This window comes from Endozoicomonas sp. OPT23, assembly GCF_009653635.1.
In the GTDB taxonomy this organism is placed as follows: Bacteria; Pseudomonadota; Gammaproteobacteria; order Pseudomonadales; family Endozoicomonadaceae; genus Endozoicomonas_A.
The window spans coordinates 973711-996383 of record NZ_PPFD01000003.1; the positions used below are offsets into that span (position 1 = coordinate 973711).

Here is a 22673-nt window from a genome sequence, read left to right on the forward strand (position 1 = left end):
ATCAAATGTGAGCGGTTGTATTTTTCAAGAAATGAGCGGAGATTGATGAATTACAGTTTCTAGCTATTCAGATTTTCTACATTAAAAGTCCTCATCAGAGGATTCCCCATCCAGATTCGCCCACATAAATAGAGCTTTATACATATCCTCTTCATTTACGGTTTCATTAGTACCGGCTTTTGTGTCACTGACTCCTGACGTCTCATGACGAAACAAGCCATCAGAAAGATCTTCAGAAACAGGAATAGGTAATGCTGAATAGGCTTCTGAGTCACTAACTCTCTCGATATCTTCTGAATACAATCGCTTATTTAAGGGATAAAGTATCACGTTCCCGTCTTCGTCATATTCATCATATTCATTTGCATCTTCTTGAGCATCTTTGACGAGCTGATCGGAAAGTTTATCTGAAGCCTGTAATCTGTACGGTTCAGGAACACGGACATAAGATCCATCTGAAAAAGCATGAGCAATACCTTCTCTGACTAAAAAGACAGGCGTTTCTGCTGCATCTCCAATAGCAATGGTTCTACCAAAAACCGTATGTGCTTCAGGATTAATAAGTTTCTTTTTATCCAACTTGAAAATAGCCTGACTTAATTTTGATTTTTTGCTTGCTCTCTCATCTTTTTTTGCCGGTTCGACAAAATTGACACAATCCACCCCACGAACAGAGCCAGATGATGTTTGCCCAAAAGCAAGATCACACAGTAGTTTATTCCACTCAGGCTGTTTTTCTTTTGTAAGGCTAGATGGACACTCACTAGCTACCCATACTTTTTCGGAGCCTTCATGACTCTTCAGTAGATAGGCAAGTGGCAGCTTCTCTGTATTTTTCCAGCCTAATTCTTTCAGCTTTTCTCTGAGCGGAAGGCTTGTAGTGTGTAGCTTATTAGAATCAAGAACCGTAGAACGGAGTTCGAGCAATTCAGGTGCATGAATATATGCACATTGTGAGAAAGGAGCATAAGACAAAGGAACTGTTTCATACCTTGTTGAAATACCTAAAACATCAGCAAAGTTTTTTCTGGTTTGTCCCTTAACGCCATCAGCGTGGATAATACTGTCAAAAGCTACTTGTTCATTATTATTTGAATATTTGACTGTCTGTAGCCAGGGATCGAAACCATCTATGTCTACATTTCTCATAAACTGTATTTTTTCAGGGTACTTATGCTCAATTGCTTTGTGAAGAATTCTTTGGAGCACATCAGTCTGTATCACTCCTTCACTGACTCTTTTTCTAAGCTGCTTGATAGACTTATGGTGCAGCGGATCATATTTTTTCGAATGAGAGAAAACATAACCTTCCCCCAAAACTTCCTGTAATTCAGCCAAAATATCTTCAATCGATTTGGAATCAGTAGTCCCAATAAGCATCACGCTTGAACGAATATCCCAGGTTTCATCCCCCCTTTTCTCCAATACACAAACGCTCTTACCTTCGCGGGCTTGCTCTATTGCCGCATTCAAGCCTGCAGGACCTTCCCCCACTACCACTACGTTGTAATGGGGGATTCCAGCACTCTCAAAATGATCAGCCCGAGCCTGGTCAAGGTTTGCACGCTCACGGACCGTCATTTTTTCTGATTGATAGAGGTTCTGAATACAACACCTTAACTCCTCTCCGCTTTGTTCTGTAGCAGAAGAAATAGAGACTTTTCTATCCAGCAGTTGTTGTTCAATCTGATTGGAGGCGGGATTTTGCAAGCTTTCAGTGTAGGAACGATCGATCTGTGGAGTTGTCTTCCTACCATTCGAAACACCCGCCGGTATTGTTTCTCTTGTCTTTGTATGGCCTGACGCTTCCTGAGTGCTTCCGCCAGATATCGGTCGTATAGGCATAATCTCGAGTTCCTTGAAAGATTGACAACTCCATTAACAAAAGTATAGAAAAGCAGAGATTTCACTTGCTTAGTGCTGAGAGTCTGAGTGTTGGCGTACATCTGATAGATGTAGTATCAACTATTGCTGTCTATCATCACCGCGGTATTATTTTTTCTTTTTCAGCCAAAAGGCCTGAACACCCCTGATGAAAAGCCTTCGAATTGTTTTTGCCGGAACTCCGGAATTTGCCAGTGCACACCTGCAGGCAGTACTGGACAGCCAGCACGAAGTTATCGCTGTTTACACCCAGCCGGACCGACCGGCAGGACGAGGGCGCAAACTCAAGCCCAGCCCGGTTAAAGAGCTGGCTCTGCAACATGAGATTCCTGTTTTTCAGCCTTTGTCACTGAAGAAAGACGAAGAAGCCCGTCAGCAACTGGCTGATCTGAAACCGGACCTGATGATTGTTGTCGCTTACGGCCTGATTCTGCCTCAGAGCGTTCTAGATATTCCAAAGCACGGCTGCATCAACGTTCACGGCTCCATCCTGCCTCGCTGGCGTGGTGCAGCACCTATTCAACGTGCTGTTGAAGCAGGTGACAAAGAGTCCGGTGTCACCATCATGCAGATGGATGTTGGTCTGGATACCGGCGACATGCTGCTGAAAGCGATCTGCCCGATCAATGACACAGATACCTCTGCCAACCTTCACGACCGTTTAATTGAAGTAGGTCAGCCTGCCTTGATTGAAACCGTGAATGCCTTTGCTGAAGGTACGGTTAAAGCTGAAAAGCAGGACGATAGCCTTGCCAATTACGCCCACAAAATGAGCAAGGAAGAAGCGGTTCTGGACTGGAATAAGCCAGCAGCGGAGCTGGATTGCCGTGTTCGTGCATTCAATCCATGGCCTGTCACTACCACTCAAATGGATGATGTTTCCATTCGAGTTTGGGACGCCACCAGAGTGGAAGAAGATTATGACATCTCTCCAGAAGCAGCTCCGGGAACCATCGTTAAGGCTGACAAGGAAGGCATTGATGTTGCCTGTGCAGAAGGTCTGCTGAGACTGAAAAACGTTCAGCTGTCCGGCAGTCGTGCCATGGCCGTTCAAGATATTTTGAACAGCCGCAAAGAAATGTTTGCTACCGGAAAAGTATTCAACTGATGGCCAAACAATCTTCCGTACGACTGGCGGCAGCTAAAGTCGTTAGTCGTGTCGTTGCCGGTGACTCCCTGAATCAGGCTCTGCCTGTGTATCAGGATACTCTTGGCAAAAAGGATCAGCCATTGTTAGCAGAGCTTTGCTACGGCACGCTGCGCTATTATTTCCGACTGGATGCCTGGCTTGGTAAATTGATGGATAAACCATTGAAAACCAAGGAAAAGGATATTCACAGTCTGATGCTGGTTGGCCTCTATCAACTGTTCTATACCCGTATTCCTGCCCACGCTGCTATCGGTGAAACCGTTCAGGTTACCCGCACTCTCGGCAAGGCATGGGCTCGTGGCTTGGTAAATGGTGTACTGAGAAATGCACAACGTCAGGAACAGGAACTGAAAGAGTTCACCGAGACTGACGACATCAGCCTTACAGCACACCCACAATGGTTGCTGGGCAAAATCAAAAAGGCATGGCCGGATTACTGGCAAAACATTGCTGCTGCCAATAACAGTTCACCACCGATGACCATTCGAGTGAATGAACAACATGTCAGCCGTAACCGTTACCTGAAGAAACTGCTTGAGGCAGGCATTTCTGCCAACCCTTCTGTAATTGCACCTCAGGGCATCACTCTCACCAAAGCTCAGGCTGTGGATAATCTGCCAGGCTTTTTCGATGGTGTTTCCAGCGTTCAGGATGAATCTGCTCAGCTGTCAGGAAACCTGCTGAAAGTAAAAGCAGGAGACAGAGTTCTGGACGCCTGTTGCGCTCCCGGTGGTAAAACCTGCCAGCTACTGGAAATCAATCCGGAGATTGAACTCCAGGCTCTGGATGTGGATGAAAAGCGACTTACACGAGTTCAGGAAAACCTTGAACGTATTGGCTTGAGAGCCAAACTGATGGCCGGTGATGGTTGCGAACCTGACGTTTGGTGGGACGGTGAACAGTACGATCATATTCTGCTGGATGCACCTTGTTCCGCCACTGGTGTGATTCGTCGTCATCCGGATATCAAGCTGCTGCGCAAACCGGAAGACATTGATGCCCTTGCAGAACTGCAAGGCAGAATTCTGGAAACCATGTGGTCTTTGCTGAAGCCCGGTGGCACACTGCTGTATGCAACCTGTTCAATCATGCCTGCAGAAAACAGCAAACAGATCGAACGCTTTCTTGCCAAAGAAGAGTGCGCTGAACTGCAAGCATTTGAAGGTGACTGGGGATTGGATACCGGCTTTGGCCGTCAGATTCTGCCCGGTTCAGGCGACGGTTTTTTCTATGCTCTTCTGAGAAAAGGCTGCTGAGAAAAGCAGTCTGGAAAAGACCTCTGACTTGTAGAGAGCAGCTGAATAAAAATAGAAGCTGCTTGTGGCTGTTGGTAAAACAGGAATAAGCCATTCATGAAAATTATCATTCTCGGAGCCGGCCAGGTAGGCGGAACTCTGGCTGAAAATCTGGCCAGCGAGGAAAACGACATCACCGTGGTCGACACCAACGGTGAACGGCTTCGTGAACTTCAGGATCGGATTGATATTCGAACCATTCAGGGTATGGCTTCTTTCCCATCGGTATTGAAGCAGGCCGGTGCCGACGATGCCGATATGCTGGTTGCAGTGACTAACAGTGACGAAGTGAACATGGTGGCCTGCCAGATTGCCTACACCATGTTTCATACGCCTTCGAAAATTGCCCGTATTCGTCAGGCAGCCTACCTGAACAAGGAAGGTCTGTTTGCCGACGATGCACTGCCTATCGACGTTTTGATCAGTCCTGAGCAAGTCGTAACCAACTACGTCCGTCGCCTGCTGGAACGTCCGGGCGCTCTTCAGGTTCTCGATTTTGCTGATGGTCGAGCCCAGCTGGTTGCTATGAAAGCCTATTACGGTGGGCCATTGGTAGGACAGGAGCTTCGTTACTTACGCGAACATATGCCAGACGTGGATACCCGTGTTGCAGCTATTTTCCGTCGTGGTAAAGCGATTGTTCCGAAAGGCACAACCGTTATTGAAGCAGATGACGAGGTTTTCTTCGTCGCTGATCGTCGTCATATTCGCGCAGTGATGAGTGAGCTTCAGCGACTGGACGATGATTATAAACGCATCATTATTGCCGGTGGCGGTAACATTGGTCTGCGTCTGGCTCAGTCTGCCGAGGATGATTTCAAGGTGAAGGTAATCGAACAGAATATGGCTCGTTGTCAGTTTCTGTCTGAAACTTTGACTCGAGCTATGGTGTTCAACGGCAATGCTTCCGACAAGGAACTGCTGATCTCCGAGAACATCGAAGAGACCGATATCTTCTGTGCTCTCACCAACGATGACGAAGCCAACGTGATGGCCGCCATGCTGGCCAAACGTCTGGGCGCACGCAAGGTTATGGCTCTGATCAACAACCCTGCCTACGTAGATCTGGTGCAGGGTGGTGAAATCGATATCGCTATATCCCCGCAACAGGCCACTATTGGTAGTCTGCTTAAGCACGTTCGCCGCGGTGACGTCGTAAACGTTCACTCACTTCGACGTGGCGCAGCAGAAGCCATTGAGGCGATTGCTCATGGTGATGAGAAATCTTCCAAGGTAGTAGGGAAGACGGTTCAGCAGATTGATTTGCCGCAGGGTGCCAGCATAGGTGCCATTGTTCGTAACGAAGAAGTGCTGATTGCTCACGACACCACAAGAATTGAATCCGGTGATCATGTTATTCTCTTTTTGAGCGACAAACGTCGTATTCATGAAGTGGAACAGCTCTTCCAGGTCGGCCTTGGCTTCTTCTGACTGATCAAATATCGCTCACAGCCATTCAGGAAAAGCCTCTTGATACCACCAATATCAAAGAGGCTTTTTTCTAACAACAGCTATCTTTTCCAAACAATATTTTGCGACAATGCGGTACACTAGTACGCATTCAGTATTAACCATTACCCGCTTGTTGAATAACCGAACACACGACATATTCAGTCACGTGTGTCCGCACACGTTCTAATCACAAGCGATGCCAGCAGGCTCAGCCTGTATATATAGAAAATCAGGGTTCTATGCAGTTTTCTGTCATTCTGCCTGTCCTGGGCATCCTATTGATGCTGTTCAGCTTTTCCAGCCTTCCGCCTCTTGCCGTGGCTTTGATCTATGGCGAACAGGAAGTCTCCCTGTTTCTCTACAGTTTCTTTCTGACCTTTCTGATCGGAGCCTTGCTCTGGTTTCCGTTTCGGCGAATCAAGGCAGACCTGAGGAATCGCGACGGTTTTATTATTACCGTGCTGTTCTGGGTGGTGTTGGGCGGTATGGGTGCTCTGCCACTGGCTTTGATGCCTGAGCCTGATCTAAGCCTTACTGACGCTATTTTTGAGTCCATGTCCGGGCTTACCACCACCGGCGCAACCATTCTGACGGGCATTGATGAACTGCCTAAATCAATACTGTTCTATCGCCAGCAGCTGCAGTGGCTCGGCGGTATGGGAATCATTGTGCTGGCCGTGGCCATAATGCCAATGCTGGGTATTGGTGGTATGCAGCTCTATCGCACCGAAACTCCAGGCCCTATCAAGGACCAGAAGCTTACGCCTCGTATCAAGGAGACTGCCAAAGCACTCTGGATGCTCTATTTGGGCCTGACAGCGGTCTGCACTCTGGGTTACTGGGGAGCAGGGATGAGCCTGTTTGACGCCATCAGTCACAGTTTCTCAACCATTGCTATTGGGGGCTTTTCAACACACGACGCCAGCATGGGATATTTTGACTCGCCACTGATTAATGCCATGGCAACCTTCTTTATGCTGGTTGCAGGTATCAACTTCGCACTGCATTTCTTTGCCTGGCGTTATAAGTCAGTGGAACACTACTGGCAGGATCCGGAAGTAAAAGCCTACCTGTTTATTCTTATAGCTGTCTCTTTTATCACTGTTTTTGGACTCTATTTCTCTGGTACTTACGACCTTGATGAGTCCATGAGCTACGGCGTTTTCGAAGTAGTTTCTGTAGCAACAACAACAGGTTACGCTTCCAGCGGTTTCTCCGCCTGGCCGACATTCCTGCCAATGCTGCTGTTTATGACCAGCTTTGCTGGCGGCTGTGCCGGTTCAACAGCCGGTGGCATGAAAGTAATTCGAGTACTGTTGATTTTTAAACAGGGAATGAGAGAACTTCGCCGTCTTGTTCATCCCAATGCAATCTTCAGTATCAAGCTGGGTGGTAAGGCGGTAAACAACAGAGTAGGTGAGGCTGTCTGGGGATTCTTTGCAACTTATGTCTTCCTGTTCGCTGTTATGTTTCTGGCGTTAATGGCAACAGGGCTGAATCTTGAAACGGCTTTTTCAACTGTTGCATCTTGCCTTAATAACCTGGGTCCGGCACTGGGTGAAGCGGCTGAAAATTATGAATCTCTGCCCGATGCAGCCAAATGGATTCTTTGCTTTGCGATGTTATTGGGACGTCTGGAAATCTTCACATTATTGGTTTTGTTTACCCCGACTTTCTGGCGTTATTGAAGAAACCCGGTTAAACCTAGATCCAGTGGCGTACTGAAACCATCCAAGGCTGACTGAAGCTCAGCCTGTAACTTCTGTAAACGAGCATATATTTGGTCTCGATTTTCATCATCAGTTTCACAATTTTCTTGAATGAATTCATCTTTTAGAGCTTTTTCTATATCATTCAGCTGCTTCTCTATCTCTTCAAATACCCCAAACTTCACTTCTGTATCAGGTGCTTGCTTCAGTAACTCACTTAGCTTTTCATGGGTATCTGCAAGTGAGATATAAGACCGTTCGTCTGCAATGAAACTACTGAGCTTATTTACTGCAACTCTGGCCTTAACCAGAATGTGATACCGCTCAGATTTTTTTGTTTCTAGCCATTTTTTCTCTTTTAAGCTCTTAATAGTCTCTTTTATCTGATCTAAAATCTCTTCACTTCGTTTTAACTTATCAAGAGCAATTTGTCTTTTCTGGCACTCAGCCAGTAATTCAGATGCTTTCTTTTCTTCTGACTCAATTACTTCAAGTGCAATGTCAGGCAACCATTTTTGATCACTAAAATTGCTGTTATAAATTGCAAGTGCAATCATTTTTATGCCTTCTGCATAATGACCACCTTTAAACATTACCAATGGTTCCAAGTATGTTGAGCAGCTTTCCTTTTTCCAGTCTGAATCAAAATAGTCAGCTAAATACCCCGGAAATCCTGCCTGCCATAAGGCATCCTGGCAGAACTGAATGCAATTATTAGAGATATAAGAAAACTCACCGGTACTTTTTTTATTGGCTTCCAACCACCTCCTCAGGTGAGCAGTTTGTTTATCGGTTAAGCAAAACTCAATACCAGGCAATTCTTGTATTTCACAGCCATTAGCTGTGAGAAAACCGTCTTCTTCTTCAATAAACCCCTTCCACTTATAGGGGCGGATAGCTCCTCCAACCTCGGGAAAAACAAATAGAAAACTACAACCTGCAACTCCCAAATAAGCTGGTAATCCACCACGCATTAGCACCTCAGAAGCTGACCCAGCCGTATTGATACCTGCCAGTGCTGCAACAACATTTGATCCACAATAAATAACGCAGTCTTCAGTAGTTTCTGCCTCCATTTTGTTGGCGCATTGTGCTTCTATTTTTTTACAGAGATAGTGTAACGGTGGAGCGCTTCTATCAAAGTTTCCCTCTGTAGCACCTTCATTTTTTCTGTCATAACCACCGTATTTTCCCAATATAAGATCATTCTCCACGTCAGGAGACCGAAGGCTCAGAAAGAAGTGCTTCTCATGCATATATATTTTTAAACAACTGTGTTGTTCAACACCTCTTTGCCTGATGGAGCGATTAAACCCTGCAATAGTTCCTTCTTGAATAATATTTTCTTTGTTTATTCGAAGAGGCTGTTCAGCGTGTTGTATTCCAGACAACGATGGTTGTGTATCTCTATCGGCTCCCAAAAGGTATGAGCTATAGCTTGAAATCATTCCTGATATATCCACCATTTCATGAAACCTATTCATATGTATTTATATGTCTTGGAGTTCCTTCCGGCTGATTTTATCCATCCTGATAACACACCTGTCAGTGTCACTAACTACTGCTCATTAAATGCCAGTGACTTTAAGAAGACTCTAAACGCCGTCATTTCCCCCTCAGCTGTATGCGCTTTCCGGCCAACCCGTTATAATCCGCAGCTAATTTGTCATGAAAAGTATTCTGCCTGTACCTTGCCTTGTCAGTGAGCAAGCAGAATATTTTTCTTTCGTTCTAGGCATTAAATACGGTTTTTCGTTGCCAGACAGAGGCTTATCACTCCTCTGGCATCATCCGGATTCAAGCCTCCATGAGGTAGTAAAGTGACTTCGCAAAGCTCGCCTGATATCAAAACCTTTCAGGGCCTGATTCTGGCCCTGCAGCAATTCTGGGCCCGCCAGGGCTGTGTACTGATGCAGCCACTGGATATGGAAGTGGGTGCGGGTACATTCCACCCAGCCACATTCCTGCGTGCTATTGGTCCGGAAAACTGGAACTCTGCTTACGTTCAGCCAAGCCGCCGTCCAACTGACGGCCGTTATGGTGAAAACCCGAACCGCCTGCAGCACTACTATCAGTTCCAGGTGGTGATGAAGCCGTCTCCTGCCAATATTCAGGAGCTGTATCTGGACTCTCTGCGCGAGCTGGGTGTTGATCCGCTGGTTCACGATATCCGCTTTGTAGAAGACAACTGGGAATCCCCGACTCTGGGAGCCTGGGGTCTGGGCTGGGAAGTCTGGATGAACGGCATGGAAGTGACTCAGTTCACTTACTTCCAGCAGGTTGGCGGCATTGAATGCTTTCCGGTAACCGGCGAGATCACTTACGGTCTGGAACGCCTGGCCATGTACATTCAGGATGTAGATAACGTGTACGACCTGGTATGGACTGAAGGTCCACAGGGTACTGTTACTTATGGCGACGTTTATCATCAGCAGGAAGTGGAAATGTCCACTTTCAACTTCGAACACGCTGACACCAAAGAGCTGTTCCACCAGTTCGACTTCTATGAAGGTGAGTCTGCACGCCTGGTTGAAGAAAGCCTGCCATTGCCTGCTTACGAATACGTTCTGAAAGCGTCTCACACCTTTAACCTGCTGGATGCACGTCACGCTATTTCCGTGACTGAGCGTCAGCGCTACATCCTGCGTGTCAGAACTCTGGCTCGCGCCGTTGCCAAGGCTTACTTTGATGCCCGCCACCGTCTAGGCTTCCCGATGGCCAGCGACAATATCCGCACCGAAGTACTGGCCCAGCTGGCGCAGGAGGAATCCAAGTAATGAGCACTAACACACAGGATTTTCTGGTTGAACTGGGAACCGAAGAGCTACCTCCAAAAGCTCTGAAAACCCTTTCCAACGCTTTCACTCAGGGCATCATTCATGGCCTGAAGAATGCTCAACTGTCTTTTGACAGCTTCGAGTCTTTTGCGGCTCCTCGTCGTCTGGCGCTGCTGATCAAGGGGCTGGAAACTGCACAGCCTGATCAAAACCTTGAACGTCGTGGCCCGGCTGTTAAAGCAGCTTTCGATGCTGAAGGTAAAGCGACCCGCGCTGCTGAAGGCTTTGCCCGCTCCAACGGCGTGACGGTTGATCAGCTGGAAACTCTGGAAACCGACAAAGGTGCATGGCTGGTTTACCGTGCGGTACAGCAGGGGTCTGAAACAACCAGCCTGCTGCCAGCTATCGTAACCAAGTCACTGAACGAACTGCCAATTCCAAAACGCATGCGTTGGGGTGCCAGCCGTACTGAATTTGTTCGTCCGGTTCACTGGCTGGTGATGATGATGGGGCAAGAAGTTGTGGATTGCGAAATCCTCGGCCTCAAGAGTGGCAACGCTACCCGTGGTCACCGTTTCCACGCTAACAAAACGATTACCCTGAGCGAGCCAGCTTCCTACGCTGACGTTCTGGAACAGCAGGGCCATGTTTACGCTCGCTTCAATGTTCGTCATGACATGATCCGCAGTCAGGTTACTGAAGTTGCAGCCAACCTGGGTGGTGAAGCCGTAATCGATGAAGATCTTCTGGACGAAGTAAGCGCTCTGAACGAATGGCCAGTGGCTCTGTCCGGTCGTTTTGACGATGAATTTCTGCAGGTTCCAGCGGAAGCTCTGATCTCTTCCATGAAGGGTCACCAGAAGTATTTCCACGTGGTTGACGCCTCCGGCAAGCTTCTTCCCCATTTTATAACCGTTTCTAATATTCAGAGTTCAGCACCTGAGCATGTAGTATCCGGTAATGAACGGGTAATCCGTCCACGTCTCGCAGATGCCAAATTCTTCTTCGATACGGACAAAAAGACCACACTTCAGGCACACCGTGAAAACCTGAAACCAGTGGTCTTTCAGGCTCAGCTGGGTTCTATCTTTGATAAGACCGAACGCATCGCCAAACTGGCCGGTTTCATCGCTGAGACAGAAGGCGGGCAGAAAGAGCTGGCAGCCCGTGCCGGTGAGTTGTGCAAGTCTGACCTGAACTCTGAAATGGTTCTGGAATTCCCTGAACTGCAGGGCATCATGGGTCAGTACTACGCCGCTAACGATGGTGAAGCAAAAGAAGTCTGTGTCGCTCTGAACGAGCAGTACATGCCTCGTTTCGCCGGTGATGCTCTGCCTTCCAACCTGACTGGTTGCGCTGTTGCCATCGCCGACAAGATGGACACCATTACCGGTATCTTTGGCATCAACCAGCCACCTTCCGGTAACAAGGACCCGTTTGCTCTGCGTCGTGCCACTCTGGGTGTGCTGCGTATTATCGTAGAGAAGAAGCTGGACCTGGACCTGCGTGACCTGATTGAACAGTCCATCGCCAGCTATAAAGCTCAAGGCGTTGAACTGCCAGCAGGGGACAAGCTGGTTGATACCGTTCTCGACTTCATGCTGGAGCGTTTCCGTGCCTGGTACCAGGACGCAAGCATTCCTGTGGAAATCTTCCTGGCGGTTAAGGCTCTGAAACCATCCAGACCTTTCGATTTCGATCAGCGTGTTAAAGCGGTTCACGCTTTCAGCAAGCTGGCTGAAGCTGAAGCTTTGTCTGCAGCTAACAAGCGCGTTTCCAATATCATGGCCAAGGCCGGTGATCTGGCTATTCCGGATTCCGTAGATTCAAGCCTGATGACAGAAGACGCTGAAAAGGCGCTGGCAACAGCTCTGGCTAACGCTCAGGAAACTGTGAACCCGGTTCTGGCCAAGCGTCAGTATGCTGAAGCCATGGAACTGCTGGCTCCTCTGAAAGAAGCAGTAGACCGCTTCTTCGACGAAGTTCTGGTTAACGCTGAAGACGAGCAGGTAAAGCTGAACCGTTACGCTCTGTTGAAGCAGCTACGCAGCCTGTTCCTGCATGTTGCTGATATCTCTGTTCTATAAGAAACGTTTGTAACAGCAAATGACTACAGCTTGTCCGGTAATGACTGTTTGTAACAGAACTTCCGGACAATGCCTGTTAGAGTAAATGCGGCCTATGGCCGCATTTTTTTTAGCTGAATCTTCCAGTTGAGCTATCAACAGCCCTATAAATGTGTAGACACAGCTAATCGAATATTAGATAGCTTGTATTCATATGTCCGAGCACCTATGACCAAACTGATAATCCTTGATCGTGACGGAGTGATCAACGAAGACTCCGACAACTATGTTCGCAGCACTGAAGAGTGGCTCCCGCTGCCTGGCAGTATCAAGGCTATGGCTCGACTGCATCAGGCTGGTTTTACAGTGACTGTTGCTACTAATCAGTCCGGTCTCGCCCGTGGTTATTTTGATATTGAAACTCTGAATGCCATGCACGCCAAAATGAATGCTCTGTTATCAGAAGAGCAGGGTGTTGTTGCTGCTATTAAATATTGCCCTCATGGTCCTGACGATCAGTGCAAATGCCGCAAGCCTCTTCCCGGCATGGTGAATGAGCTGATAGAAGAATTTCAGATTTCTCCAGCAGAGAGCTGGATGGTTGGTGATTCTCTACGAGACCTTCAGGCGGGTCAGGCTGCCGGCTGCAATGTGGCACTGGTCAAAACAGGTAAGGGCATACGAACTCTTGCTAAAGGTGAAGGACTTGAAGATATCCCTGTATTTGAAGACCTCGCCGATTTTACTCACTTTATTCTTACTGACTGAAGACTTATAAACAGGCTATAAATGTTGTCCTTCATCCAACTAATAAGAACAGTGCTGTTCTACAGCACTCTGGCCATCTTCACGATACTCTGGGTATCCGTGATGTTTTTCATTATTCCTTTTGTCAGTACCAATAAGCGCCACCCGTTAATGGTGACCAACTGGGCAAAGGTTGTTATCTGGCTGCTGAAAGTAACCTGTAGTGTTCGCTATGAGATTCATGGCAAAGAGAATATCCCTGAACAGCCCTGTGTGATTATCAGTAATCATCAAAGCACCTGGGAGACCTTTTTCCTGCAGATGGTATTCACTCCTCAGTCTCAGGTTTTAAAGAAAGAGATTCTGAAGATTCCATTTTTTGGCTGGGCTTTTTATCTGCTTCACCCAATTGCTATCAACCGTGACGACCCAAGGGCAGCTCTGAGAGATGTCGTTGAACTGGGGACTGTTGCTTTGAAAGAAGGGCGCTGGGTACTGATTTTCCCTGAAGGAACCCGGACTCTGGATGGAGGGCTCGGAAAGTTTTCACGAGGTGGCGTAAACCTGGCAAAGAAAGCAGAGGTAAGCATTCTGCCAGTTGCCCATAATGCTGCTGATCATTGGCCTGCAAGCACCTGGTTGAAAACACCGGGGACTATTCATCTCCATATCGGAGAAGAAATCCGGACTGACGAAAACACAGCCAAAGAGCTGAATGATCAAACACGAGAATGGATAGAAGAAAGACTGAACTCAATCAGACAGCCTTCCTGCTGAGCCTTCTTGAAGAAGTTTTTTCTAACTCAGTTGGTCAAACAGCCATATGCTTTTCGATCAACTGAATCATGATATGAATAATTTTAATGTGGATTTCCTGAATACGGTCAGCATAACCAAAGTGCGGAACACGGATTTCCACATCAGCCATTCCATCCATCTTGCCGCCATCCTTGCCGGTTAACAGAATAACCTTCATGCCTTTCTGGCGAGCCATTTCCACAGCCTTGATGATATTGCCAGAGTTGCCACTGGTGCTCAGGCCAAACAGCACATCGCCTTTGAAACCTACACCTTCGAGATAGCGTGAAAACACATGATCATAGCCATAGTCATTGGATACGCAGGATATATGGCTGACATCGGAAATAGCAATAGCAGGGTAGGCTGGACGGTCATCACGATAGCGGCCAGTCAGCTCTTCTGCAAAATGCATGGCATCACAGTGTGAGCCGCCATTACCGCAGGAAATAACCTTGCCACCCGACTTGAAGGAACCAGCCAGCAACTCTGCTGCCGAGTTAATCGCCTCAATATTGGCGTCATCATTCAGAAAACGGTCAAGCACCTGTTGTGCTTCTTCAAGCTCTTTACGAATCAGTGACTGGTACATATTTCTAAATCATTGGATTAATTGAGAGGGAGTATAACCTTTCTGGCGCAGCTAACCGAGAGCAATTCGCATCTGAGAAGTATGAAAAAGCCGGCACTAAGGCCGGCTTTGGAGGATATCATGATAAGAAAATCAGACGTCCAGGTTAGCAACCTTCAGAGCATTAGACTCGATAAAGTCACGACGCGGCTCAACATGATCGCCCATCAGGGTGTTAAAGATCTGGTCAGCAGCAATCGCATCTTCGATGGTTACTCGCAGCATACGACGCACATCCGGATCCATAGTGGTTTCCCAGAGCTGCTCCGGGTTCATCTCACCAAGCCCCTTATAGCGCTGAATATTGTGACGTTTAGTGGACTCCGTCATCAACCAGCTCAAGCCTTCCTCAAAATTGGTAATCGCCTTCTTACGCTCACCTTTCTGAATGAATGCACCATCTTCCAACAGACCCTGTAACTGACTGCCCAGTTTCTTAATGTTGCGGTAGTCACCGGATGAAAAGAAGTCTGTCTTCCAGGTGTACTCGGTAGGAACACCGTGGGCAGTGATGGTTACCTTCGGCAGCCAAACCTGATTTTCACGATCTTCAAAAATACCGAAGTCCATGGTCCGACCAGCAAGCTTAAGTTCCATAACTTTGGCAGCCAACTCATCAACCCATGCCTGCATAGCAGACTGATCTTTCAGATCTTCATCTTCCAGACCACGCAAGTAAACCATCTCACGAACAATCTCACCCGGATAAACGCGGGAAAGCCTGTCGATCTTGGACATGACCGCTCGGAATTCTTTTACCAGAGCTTCCAGAGGTCCATCAGAAATACCCGGTGCATTTTCATTCACATGCAGGGAGGCATTCTCCAGTGCAGACTGAGTCAGGTAAGCATCCAGAGCCACATCATCTTTCAGGTACTGTTCTTGCTTGCCGCGCTTAATCTTATAAAGAGGAGGCTGGGCAATATAGATGTAACCGTTTTCGATCAGCTCAGGAAGCTGTCTGAAGAAGAAGGTCAGCAGCAGGGTACGGATGTGAGAACCATCGACATCCGCATCGGTCATGATGATTATGTTGTGGTAACGCAGTTTTTCCAGATTAAAATCGGTTCGACCGATACCACAACCCAGTGCAGTAATCAGTGTTCCAACTTCCTGAGAAGAGAGCATCTTGTCGAAACGAGCCTTCTCCACGTTGAGAATTTTACCCTTCAGTGGCAGGATGGCCTGAGTCTTACGGTTACGTCCCTGCTTAGCAGAACCGCCCGCAGAGTCACCCTCCACTATGTACAGTTCAGAGAGAGCGGGGTCCTTCTCCTGACAGTCAGCCAGCTTGCCTGGCAGACCGGCAATATCCAAAGCGCCTTTGCGTCGAGTCATTTCACGGGCTTTACGGGCCGCTTCACGAGCTCGGGCAGCGTCCAGCATTTTGTTAACAATGGACTTGGCTTCTTGCGGGTTTTCCAGCAGGTAATCAGACAGTTTTTCACCCATCTCCTGCTCAACTGCGGTCTTCACTTCGGAAGACACCAGCTTATCCTTAGTCTGGGATGAGAACTTCGGATCAGGCACTTTCACCGAAATAATCGCGGTCAAACCTTCACGAGCGTCATCACCGGAAGTAGAAACCTTCTGGTTCTTGGAGAAGCCTTCACGTTCGATATAACTGTTCAGGTTACGAGTGAGGGCGGCACGGAAACCAGCAAGGTGAGTACCACCATCACGCTGAGGAATGTTGTTGGTAAAGCAGAAAATATTTTCCTGAAAGCTATCGTTCCACTGCATAGCCACTTCAACAGTAGTGCCATCTTCACGCTCTTTGGTGAAGTGGAATACGTTATTGATGTTTGTTTTGTTGGTATTCAAATATTCAACGAAGGCTCTCAGACCACCGTCATAGCGGAACTCATCTTCCTTACCAGTTCTCTCATCATGAAGGCGAATAAAGACGCCAGAGTTCAGGAAGGAGAGTTCTCTGAGACGCTTAGCCAGGATATCGTAGCTGAATAAAATGTTAGAGAAGGTCTCTTCAGACGGTACGAAATGGACCTCTGTACCGCTTCGCTCAGTTTCCCCGGTAACCTTCATAGGTGCTTGAGGAACACCGTGAGAGTAGAGCTGCTGATGAACTTCACCATTTCGGCGAATGGTCAGCCTCAACTCTTTGGACAGAGCATTAACTACGGAAACACCTACACCGTGCAGACCACCGGAAACCTTGTAGGTGTTGTCATCAAACTTACCGCCTGCGTGCAGCACGGTCATGATAACTTCAGCGGCTGAAACGCCTTCCTCTTCATGGATATCCACTGGAATGCCACGACCGTTATCTTTAACGGTAATGGATTCATCCGGATGAATGATAACGGAGATCTCGTCACAGTGCCCAGCAAGGGCCTCATCAATAGAGTTATCAACGACCTCAAACACCATATGGTGCAGGCCGGTTCCATCATCCGTATCGCCGATGTACATCCCCGGGCGCTTACGAACTGCATCCAGGCCTTTCAATACCTTGATATTGGATGCATCGTAATTTTGTTCTTCACTCATGCTCTGTCTCCAGCGAGTTCAGTCTGGCGAATCTCACGCCCAGATTCCAAGTTCACAGTTCCCTGTTTCACGTGAAACATTCTTAAGTCCGTATCGGGTTGCCAGCAGTCATTGAGGGCACCCGCTTCAACACAGGTTATAAATACCTGTGTTTTCATTTTTTCCAATAATCTGCACATACCTTTTCTATGAGGTCCATCCAGCTCGGATGGCAGGTCATCCACAAGAAAAATGCACTTCTTGCCACTGATCCGTGAATACAGATGCCCTTGTGCAAGCTTTAACGCACAAACAACCAGTTTTGATTGTCCCCGCGACAGAATATCCACTGCACTGGTTCGACCAACCTTTACTCTCAGGTCAGCTCTTTGTGGCCCAGACAGGGTATATCCACTTTGAATATCTTTACTGACATTTTCTTGAAGTACATCTGCCAGCGATCGTTCTCTATCCCAACCTCGGTAATAGTTAATTTCAATATCACTGAGGCTGGTCAGCTCACTTAATACATCCTGAAATACAGGCAGGAGCTGCTTAAAATACTCTTGCCTAAGCTGGTCAACAGATTCAGCAGCTCTGACAAGTTCCTGATCCCAGGCAGGTAACTGAGCAGCCAAGGATGAGGAACCCTTTATTTTACCATGTCGTAGCAAACTGTTCCGCTGTTTGAGTGCTTTCTGTGCACGTTTCCATAATGGCAGGAAATCGTGATGTTTCACGTGAAACACACCCCAGTCCAGGAACTGTCTTCTCTGCTTGGGAGAGCCTTCTAAAAGTTTGAAGGTATCAGGATTTATAATCTGCAAGGGCAGCAGGTGAGCCAGTTCAGCAGTGGACTTCAGTGTTTCCCCGGCAACCCGTACCTGGAAGCTTTCAGCATTCAAATCACGGGAAACCCCCACTGGAAGCACTCGGCCTTTGCCGGCTTCTACCTGAGCAAAAACTGTACTTTTATCCTGTCCATGACGAACAACCGGCTTTAGTTTGGCACTCCTGAAAGAGCGTGCTAGACCAAGCAGATGAATGGCTTCCAGAACACTGGTTTTGCCGCTGCCGTTAAGACCATAAAGGATATTAATTGAGGGAGAAGGGGAGAGAGTAATGGATGCCAGGTTCCTGACATCCTTCACCATAAGCTTATTGATACTCATGCTTCAAAACAGCCCTCAGCTTTCAATAGCAGCAATTGCAATAATGAATAGCAGCGATGAAATTTCAGGCTGTTCAAGAATCATCAGAGTCTCATTGGCATAACAACGTAGGTAGAATCAGAGTCTTCAGACTCTTCAAGAAGCGCACTGCTGTTAGGATCGGACAGAGTAATCTTCACTGTCTCACCAGACACTACGGACAGTACATCCAGCAGATAGCTCACATTGAAGCCAATTTCCATGGATTCGCCATGGTAGTTCAGGTTCAGTTCTTCCTCAGCTTCTTCCTGCTCCGGGTTATTAGCCATAACCTTCAGCTGACCATCAGAGAGAATGAGGCGAATACCACGGTACTTCTCGTTAGAAAGAATGGAAGCACGCTGCAGAGCCTGACGCAGTTCCTGACGATCACTAATAATAATCTTGTCACCACCGCGTGGTACAACACGGTCGTAGTCAGGAAACTTGCCATCAACCAGCTTGGAGGTAAACATAAAGTCACCGGTCTTGGCACGCATATGGTTAGCGCCAAGAGTGATATGAACCATCTCATCACCTTCGGTGAGCAGACGAGCCATCTCCAGTATACCTTTACGAGGAACAATCACCTGGTGACGTTCACTCTGGTTGATATCTGCATCCAGTGCGCACATAGCCAGACGATGGCCATCGGTGGCTACGGAACGCAGTTTATTCTGGCTGACTTCCAACAGCATACCGTTCAGGTAGTAACGAACATCCTGCTGAGCCATGGCAAAGCCGGTACGATCGATCAGTCGACGCAGACGGGATTGACCAATAGTGAAGGTCAGGGAACCGGCTTCTTCTTCGATACTTGGGAATTCATTGGCTGGCAGAGTCGACAGAGTAAAGCGGGAACGACCGGCTTTAACCTTGACCCTTTGCTCATCCTGAGAGAACTCAATCACTGCACTTTCAGGCAGGGATTTGCAGATATCCATCAACTTGCGGGCAGGAACAGTAATTTCGCCGCCTTCACTGACGTCGTCCAGAGTGACTCGTCCTACCAGTTCCACTTCCAGGTCAGTACCTGTAAGAGAGAGCTGATTGCCGTCCACCACCATCAGGACGTTGGACAATACAGGCAGGGTCTGTCTTCGTTCAACTACGCCCGCAACCAGTTGCAATGGCTTGAGCAATGCTTCCCGATTAATGGTAAATTTCATCGCTTTCCTTTCTCTTGCTGACTGAAAGAAAGTCTTTATGGCTCTCTTTCAAAATTTCACTTAATTTTTTATCCAGTGCCTATCTTGTAGCTATTGTTGTCTTAGCTACAATTCCAGCTTTATTCGACCAGATGATTTAATGAGACTGATAACAAAATCAACTGGTCAAAGATCTCAACAGGTTTTTATAATCATCCCGTATCTCACCATCATCCTCCACCAATTGTTTCACCTTTCGGCAGGCATGGAGAACAGTCGTGTGGTCACGGCCACCGTAGGCATCACCTATTTCCGGTAGACTGTGATTGGTCAGCTCCTTGGACAAAGCCATAGCGATCTGTCTGGGACGGGCTACCGAACGACTGCGCCGTTTGGAAAGAATATCTGCAATCTTGATCTTGAAATATTCAGCCACTGTACGCTGAATATTATCAATACTGACCTGTTTATCCTGCAATGCAAGCAGATCTTTCAGAGATTCACGAATAAGATCAATATCAATTCGACGCCCCATAAAGTGAGCACTTGCTATCACTCTTTTTAATGCGCCTTCGAGCTCTCGTACATTAGAACGTATACGCTGTGCAATAAAGAAAGCCGCTTCATGAGGAAGATCTACTTTCTGCTGCTCTGCTTTCTTCATCAGAATGGCAACACGAGTTTCCAGTTCGGGCGGTTCGACGGCAACCGTCAGTCCCCAACCAAAACGGGACTTCAAACGCTCTTCAACACCATTAATTTCTTTCGGGTAACGGTCACAAGTCAGAATCATCTGCTGACCACCTTCAAGCAAAGCATTAAAGGTGTGAAAAAACTCTTCCTGGGAACGCTCTTTGCCAGCAAAGAACTGAATGTCGTCTATTAACAGGGCATCTACTGAGCGGTAGTAACGTTTAAAGTCATTAATTGCATTAAGTTGCAGTGCTTTAACCATATCTGCAACAAACCGCTCGGAATGCAGATAAACGACTTTAGCATTACGGTTTTGTTTGACCAGCGAGTTACCCACAGCGTGCATTAAGTGGGTTTTACCCAGACCGACACCACCGTATAAAAACAGCGGGTTATAGGCTGCCCCCGGGTTCTCCGCCACCTGTCGTGCAGCGGCCAGTGCTAGCTGGTTCGACTTACCTTCAACAAAGGTATCAAAGGTGAACTGGGTATTCAGGGAACTGTGATGCTTGATAGAACCTTCAACTTCCACCTGCCGGTTGCTGCTGGTAACAATGGGCTTGGAAGGAGGCGTAATTATCAACTGTTCTTTAGGCTTTTCGGCTTTCTGCTCAACTTCCGGTGCAGGCTCAACCGCTTCAAATTCGGGGAATTCTGGTTCTAGTGTGCTTTTAAGAGGGTTACTGAACTGTTTTCTCAACGGGTTTTGAGGAATAGCTGGCTGGCTGTCAATCAGATCCTGTTGACGTTCCGGCTCTTTCGTTGGCTGCTGCTTTAAGCCAGAGACCAGACTTTCAGTAACGGTTCTTTCTTCTTTATATATAGGTTCCTCTGAAACCGGTTGAGGTTCCGGAGCTGGAGCAGGTCTGGTTACCTTTCTCGGCGCAGTACGACGAGTCAGGGATTTGGGTCTGCGGTTAGACACAGCCAGTGCAACAGCAGGCCCCTGACCATCCGTCAGCTCATCAAGAATTTCTTCAATTCTCGGCAGAAATTTTTCCCGAACCCAGTCAGCTACAAAACGGTTTGGAGCCAACAGGCAAAGATCGTATTCGTCTCCCATGACCTTAAGTGGACGAATCCAGGTATTGAACTGTTGGGATGACAGTTCATCTTGAATTAAATCCACACACTTTTGCCATAGCTCTAAAGGCACTGGCGTTCTCCTGAAAACGAGTGACACGGAAGCCTGTCAGCCTGCCTGCTAACAACTTCTAAAAAGGCAGGAAACGAATGGGATACTGGACCAGGGCAGGGTCACCTAAATATAGAAACCAATTCATAAAACAGCTCTTATTGTATCTTTTTACGGAAAAGTTATCCACACCGTGCAGAAATAGCACTAAAGGCCAGTAATTAGTTTTTCTCTATGTTTATCAACAAGTTAAAAGTTGGCACTGAATTCTCTGTGAATAAAAAAATTCACAATAGGGCTGTGGATAGATCAGTGAATTAACGGTTGAAAAGCAGGTGATTGAGCTGTGCATAACCAGTGGAGGAAATTACCTGTGCATAACCCGCTTACTTACACACAACTAAATACCAAGAAAGTCACAAGTTAGTCGCTGCTTTTCTACAGGATAGTGCACAGGCTCCAGCCCTAGAAAACCCTATAAAAACAGGCCTTATCCACAGAAAAAGGGTTCACTAATAACAATAACAAAAACAAAACAATCACCTCACAAGATATATATTTTTTTAATTTATATTTAACTCACATGAAATTTGTTTGGGTTATTCAGTGAATGAGTTATTTCATGTTCAGTGGATAACTTGAAAGGTTGGAACCAACCGAATTAAGCGGCTTACTTTCGCTAAAGGAAGTGGAACATTAGTAATGAATACTGATGTATATAGAGAAGAACTTATTGGATAGGAGTCCCACCACTAGACAAAAGGGGCAACTCTTGACAACTCCAAATTGACGCTAAACCCGCAATTACTTAGAATGCTCCGTCTTTTTGTAAATTCACCCTAATTACGAGTAGTGTCATGAAAAGAACTTTTCAACCAAGCAACCTGAAGCGTAAGCGTTCCCACGGCTTCCGCGCACGTATGGCAACCAAGAACGGTCGTGCGGTTATCAACCGTCGTCGTGCCAAAGGTCGTAAGAGCCTGGCAGCCTGATTCAGGCCTGACAGGTGAGCTTCGCTTTTGGTCGCGAACTGCGACTTTGCTCAGCAGCTGATTTCAAGCAGGTTTTCGACCATACGGATATCAAGGTCAGTAACAGACATCTGTTGATACTGGCTCGAGAGAATAATCTTGATCATCCCAGACTCGGTCTGGTGATCGCCAAGAAAAATATCCGTTTTGCTACCGGTCGTAATCGGGTGAAACGCCATATTCGAGAAACCTATCGTCTGAATCAGGACGATCTGGGGAATCTCGATATTGTCGTTCTGGCCCGAAGAGGTCTGGGAGAGCTCGAAAGCTGTGACATCAACAAACTGCTGACCCGGCAATGGTCAAAACTGCACCAGAAACTGGGTGACAGGCAGGCCAGAAGACAGGCCAGCCAGCAAAAACAGCAGCTTGAGGCAAGCTGAGTGACGGTGGAGGTAGCGAATACCTCCTGTCACTTTCTGTCCCAGACTTTTTCTGGCAGAACTGTGAATTGCTCACAAGTCAGCCCAGAGTTTC

Annotated in this window: 17 protein-coding genes; 10 read left to right on the forward strand and 7 right to left on the reverse strand. The window is 47.3% G+C overall.

Annotation, left to right across the window (positions count from 1 at the left end; genetic code table 11):
• Positions 1-81: 81 nt before the first annotated feature.
• Positions 82-1845, reverse strand: a complete 1764-nt coding sequence (locus tag EOPP23_RS10235; RefSeq protein WP_153765840.1) for an NAD(P)/FAD-dependent oxidoreductase — start codon at positions 1843-1845, stop codon at positions 82-84.
• 187 nt (positions 1846-2032) lie between these two features.
• Here EOPP23_RS10235 and fmt point away from each other — a divergent pair, with 187 nt between their 5' ends.
• From fmt to EOPP23_RS10255, 4 genes are all read left to right on the forward strand, one after another.
• On the forward strand, positions 2033-2992 hold the full coding sequence (fmt, locus tag EOPP23_RS10240) for a methionyl-tRNA formyltransferase (RefSeq protein ID WP_153765841.1): 960 nt from the start codon (positions 2033-2035) through the stop codon (positions 2990-2992).
• The gene (gene rsmB, locus EOPP23_RS10245; protein WP_153765842.1) at positions 2992-4290 is read left to right on the forward strand and encodes a 16S rRNA (cytosine(967)-C(5))-methyltransferase RsmB; all 1299 of its coding nucleotides are present in this window, start codon (positions 2992-2994) and stop codon (positions 4288-4290) included. Before fmt ends, rsmB begins: the two co-directional genes overlap by 1 nt.
• 96 nt (positions 4291-4386) lie before the next feature.
• Positions 4387-5760 (forward strand): Trk system potassium transporter TrkA, encoded by a 1374-nt coding sequence (gene trkA / locus EOPP23_RS10250; protein ID WP_153765843.1) that lies wholly within the window; start codon positions 4387-4389, stop codon positions 5758-5760.
• A gap of 260 nt (positions 5761-6020) precedes the next feature.
• Positions 6021-7469 carry a TrkH family potassium uptake protein gene (locus EOPP23_RS10255; protein ID WP_153765844.1) on the forward strand — a complete coding sequence of 483 codons (1449 nt, stop codon included), beginning with the start codon at positions 6021-6023 and terminating at the stop codon, positions 7467-7469.
• Here the strand turns inward: EOPP23_RS10255 and EOPP23_RS10260 are convergent.
• A complete protein-coding gene (locus tag EOPP23_RS10260) occupies positions 7463-8956 on the reverse strand; it encodes a hypothetical protein (protein WP_153765845.1) in 1494 nt (497 codons plus the stop codon). The genes EOPP23_RS10255 and EOPP23_RS10260 overlap by 7 nt on opposite strands.
• 354 nt (positions 8957-9310) lie before the next feature.
• Between EOPP23_RS10260 and glyQ the strand changes: the two genes are divergently transcribed.
• The 4 genes from glyQ to EOPP23_RS10280 all read left to right on the forward strand — a co-directional run bounded on the left by glyQ (position 9311) and on the right by EOPP23_RS10280 (position 13857).
• Positions 9311-10267, forward strand: a complete 957-nt coding sequence (glyQ, locus tag EOPP23_RS10265; RefSeq protein ID WP_370514741.1) for a glycine--tRNA ligase subunit alpha — start codon at positions 9311-9313, stop codon at positions 10265-10267.
• Positions 10267-12354: a glycine--tRNA ligase subunit beta gene (glyS, locus tag EOPP23_RS10270; RefSeq protein ID WP_153765846.1), complete on the forward strand. Its 2088-nt coding sequence runs from the start codon at positions 10267-10269 to the stop codon at positions 12352-12354. The genes glyQ and glyS overlap by 1 nt, the downstream gene beginning before the upstream one ends.
• A gap of 207 nt (positions 12355-12561) precedes the next feature.
• Positions 12562-13101, forward strand: coding sequence for a D-glycero-beta-D-manno-heptose 1,7-bisphosphate 7-phosphatase (gene gmhB / locus EOPP23_RS10275; protein ID WP_153765847.1), 540 nt, complete (start codon positions 12562-12564; stop codon positions 13099-13101).
• A 21-nt stretch (positions 13102-13122) separates the two neighbouring features.
• Complete coding sequence (locus EOPP23_RS10280; RefSeq protein ID WP_153765848.1) at positions 13123-13857, forward strand: 1-acyl-sn-glycerol-3-phosphate acyltransferase; 735 nt, start codon at positions 13123-13125, stop codon at positions 13855-13857.
• 34 nt (positions 13858-13891) lie between these two features.
• On the opposite strand, the gene lpcA is transcribed toward EOPP23_RS10280, so the two are convergent.
• The 5 genes from lpcA to dnaA form a co-directional block, all read right to left on the reverse strand.
• Positions 13892-14470 carry a D-sedoheptulose 7-phosphate isomerase gene (gene lpcA, locus EOPP23_RS10285; RefSeq protein WP_153765849.1) on the reverse strand — a complete coding sequence of 193 codons (579 nt, stop codon included), beginning with the start codon at positions 14468-14470 and terminating at the stop codon, positions 13892-13894.
• Between the two features lie 132 nt (positions 14471-14602).
• Positions 14603-17020: a DNA topoisomerase (ATP-hydrolyzing) subunit B gene (gene gyrB / locus EOPP23_RS10290; protein WP_153765850.1), complete on the reverse strand. Its 2418-nt coding sequence runs from the start codon at positions 17018-17020 to the stop codon at positions 14603-14605.
• The gene (recF, locus tag EOPP23_RS10295) at positions 17017-18171 is read right to left on the reverse strand and encodes a DNA replication/repair protein RecF (RefSeq protein WP_153765851.1); all 1155 of its coding nucleotides are present in this window, start codon (positions 18169-18171) and stop codon (positions 17017-17019) included. The genes gyrB and recF overlap by 4 nt, the downstream gene beginning before the upstream one ends.
• Before the next feature lie 83 nt (positions 18172-18254).
• The gene (gene dnaN / locus EOPP23_RS10300) at positions 18255-19358 is read right to left on the reverse strand and encodes a DNA polymerase III subunit beta (RefSeq protein ID WP_153765852.1); all 1104 of its coding nucleotides are present in this window, start codon (positions 19356-19358) and stop codon (positions 18255-18257) included.
• 157 nt (positions 19359-19515) lie between these two features.
• Entirely contained in the window at positions 19516-21159 is a 1644-nt protein-coding gene (gene dnaA, locus EOPP23_RS10305) for a chromosomal replication initiator protein DnaA (RefSeq protein WP_370514742.1), read from the reverse strand.
• A gap of 863 nt (positions 21160-22022) precedes the next feature.
• Here dnaA and rpmH point away from each other — a divergent pair.
• Both rpmH and rnpA read left to right on the forward strand, forming a co-directional pair.
• Entirely contained in the window at positions 22023-22157 is a 135-nt protein-coding gene (rpmH, locus tag EOPP23_RS10310) for a 50S ribosomal protein L34 (RefSeq protein ID WP_153765853.1), read from the forward strand.
• 14 nt (positions 22158-22171) lie between these two features.
• Entirely contained in the window at positions 22172-22579 is a 408-nt protein-coding gene (gene rnpA, locus EOPP23_RS10315; RefSeq protein WP_370514743.1) for a ribonuclease P protein component, read from the forward strand.
• Positions 22580-22673 lie beyond the last annotated feature (94 nt).

Excerpts from the sequence above, each read along its gene's own strand:
- EOPP23_RS10235 (WP_153765840.1), bottom strand. The coding sequence starts at position 1,845 with ATGCCTATACGACCGATATCTGGCGGAAGCACTCAGGAAGCGTCAGGC.
- fmt (WP_153765841.1), top strand. The coding sequence starts at position 2,033 with ATGAAAAGCCTTCGAATTGTTTTTGCCGGAACTCCGGAATTTGCCAGT.
- rsmB (WP_153765842.1), top strand. The coding sequence starts at position 2,992 with ATGGCCAAACAATCTTCCGTACGACTGGCGGCAGCTAAAGTCGTTAGT.
- trkA (WP_153765843.1), top strand. The coding sequence starts at position 4,387 with ATGAAAATTATCATTCTCGGAGCCGGCCAGGTAGGCGGAACTCTGGCT.
- EOPP23_RS10255 (WP_153765844.1), top strand. The coding sequence starts at position 6,021 with ATGCAGTTTTCTGTCATTCTGCCTGTCCTGGGCATCCTATTGATGCTG.
- EOPP23_RS10260 (WP_153765845.1), bottom strand. The coding sequence starts at position 8,956 with ATGGTGGATATATCAGGAATGATTTCAAGCTATAGCTCATACCTTTTG.
- glyS (WP_153765846.1), top strand. The coding sequence starts at position 10,267 with ATGAGCACTAACACACAGGATTTTCTGGTTGAACTGGGAACCGAAGAG.
- gmhB (WP_153765847.1), top strand. The coding sequence starts at position 12,562 with ATGACCAAACTGATAATCCTTGATCGTGACGGAGTGATCAACGAAGAC.
- EOPP23_RS10280 (WP_153765848.1), top strand. The coding sequence starts at position 13,123 with ATGTTGTCCTTCATCCAACTAATAAGAACAGTGCTGTTCTACAGCACT.
- lpcA (WP_153765849.1), bottom strand. The coding sequence starts at position 14,470 with ATGTACCAGTCACTGATTCGTAAAGAGCTTGAAGAAGCACAACAGGTG.
- gyrB (WP_153765850.1), bottom strand. The coding sequence starts at position 17,020 with ATGAGTGAAGAACAAAATTACGATGCATCCAATATCAAGGTATTGAAA.
- recF (WP_153765851.1), bottom strand. The coding sequence starts at position 18,171 with ATGAGTATCAATAAGCTTATGGTGAAGGATGTCAGGAACCTGGCATCC.
- dnaN (WP_153765852.1), bottom strand. The coding sequence starts at position 19,358 with ATGAAATTTACCATTAATCGGGAAGCATTGCTCAAGCCATTGCAACTG.
- rpmH (WP_153765853.1), top strand. The coding sequence starts at position 22,023 with ATGAAAAGAACTTTTCAACCAAGCAACCTGAAGCGTAAGCGTTCCCAC.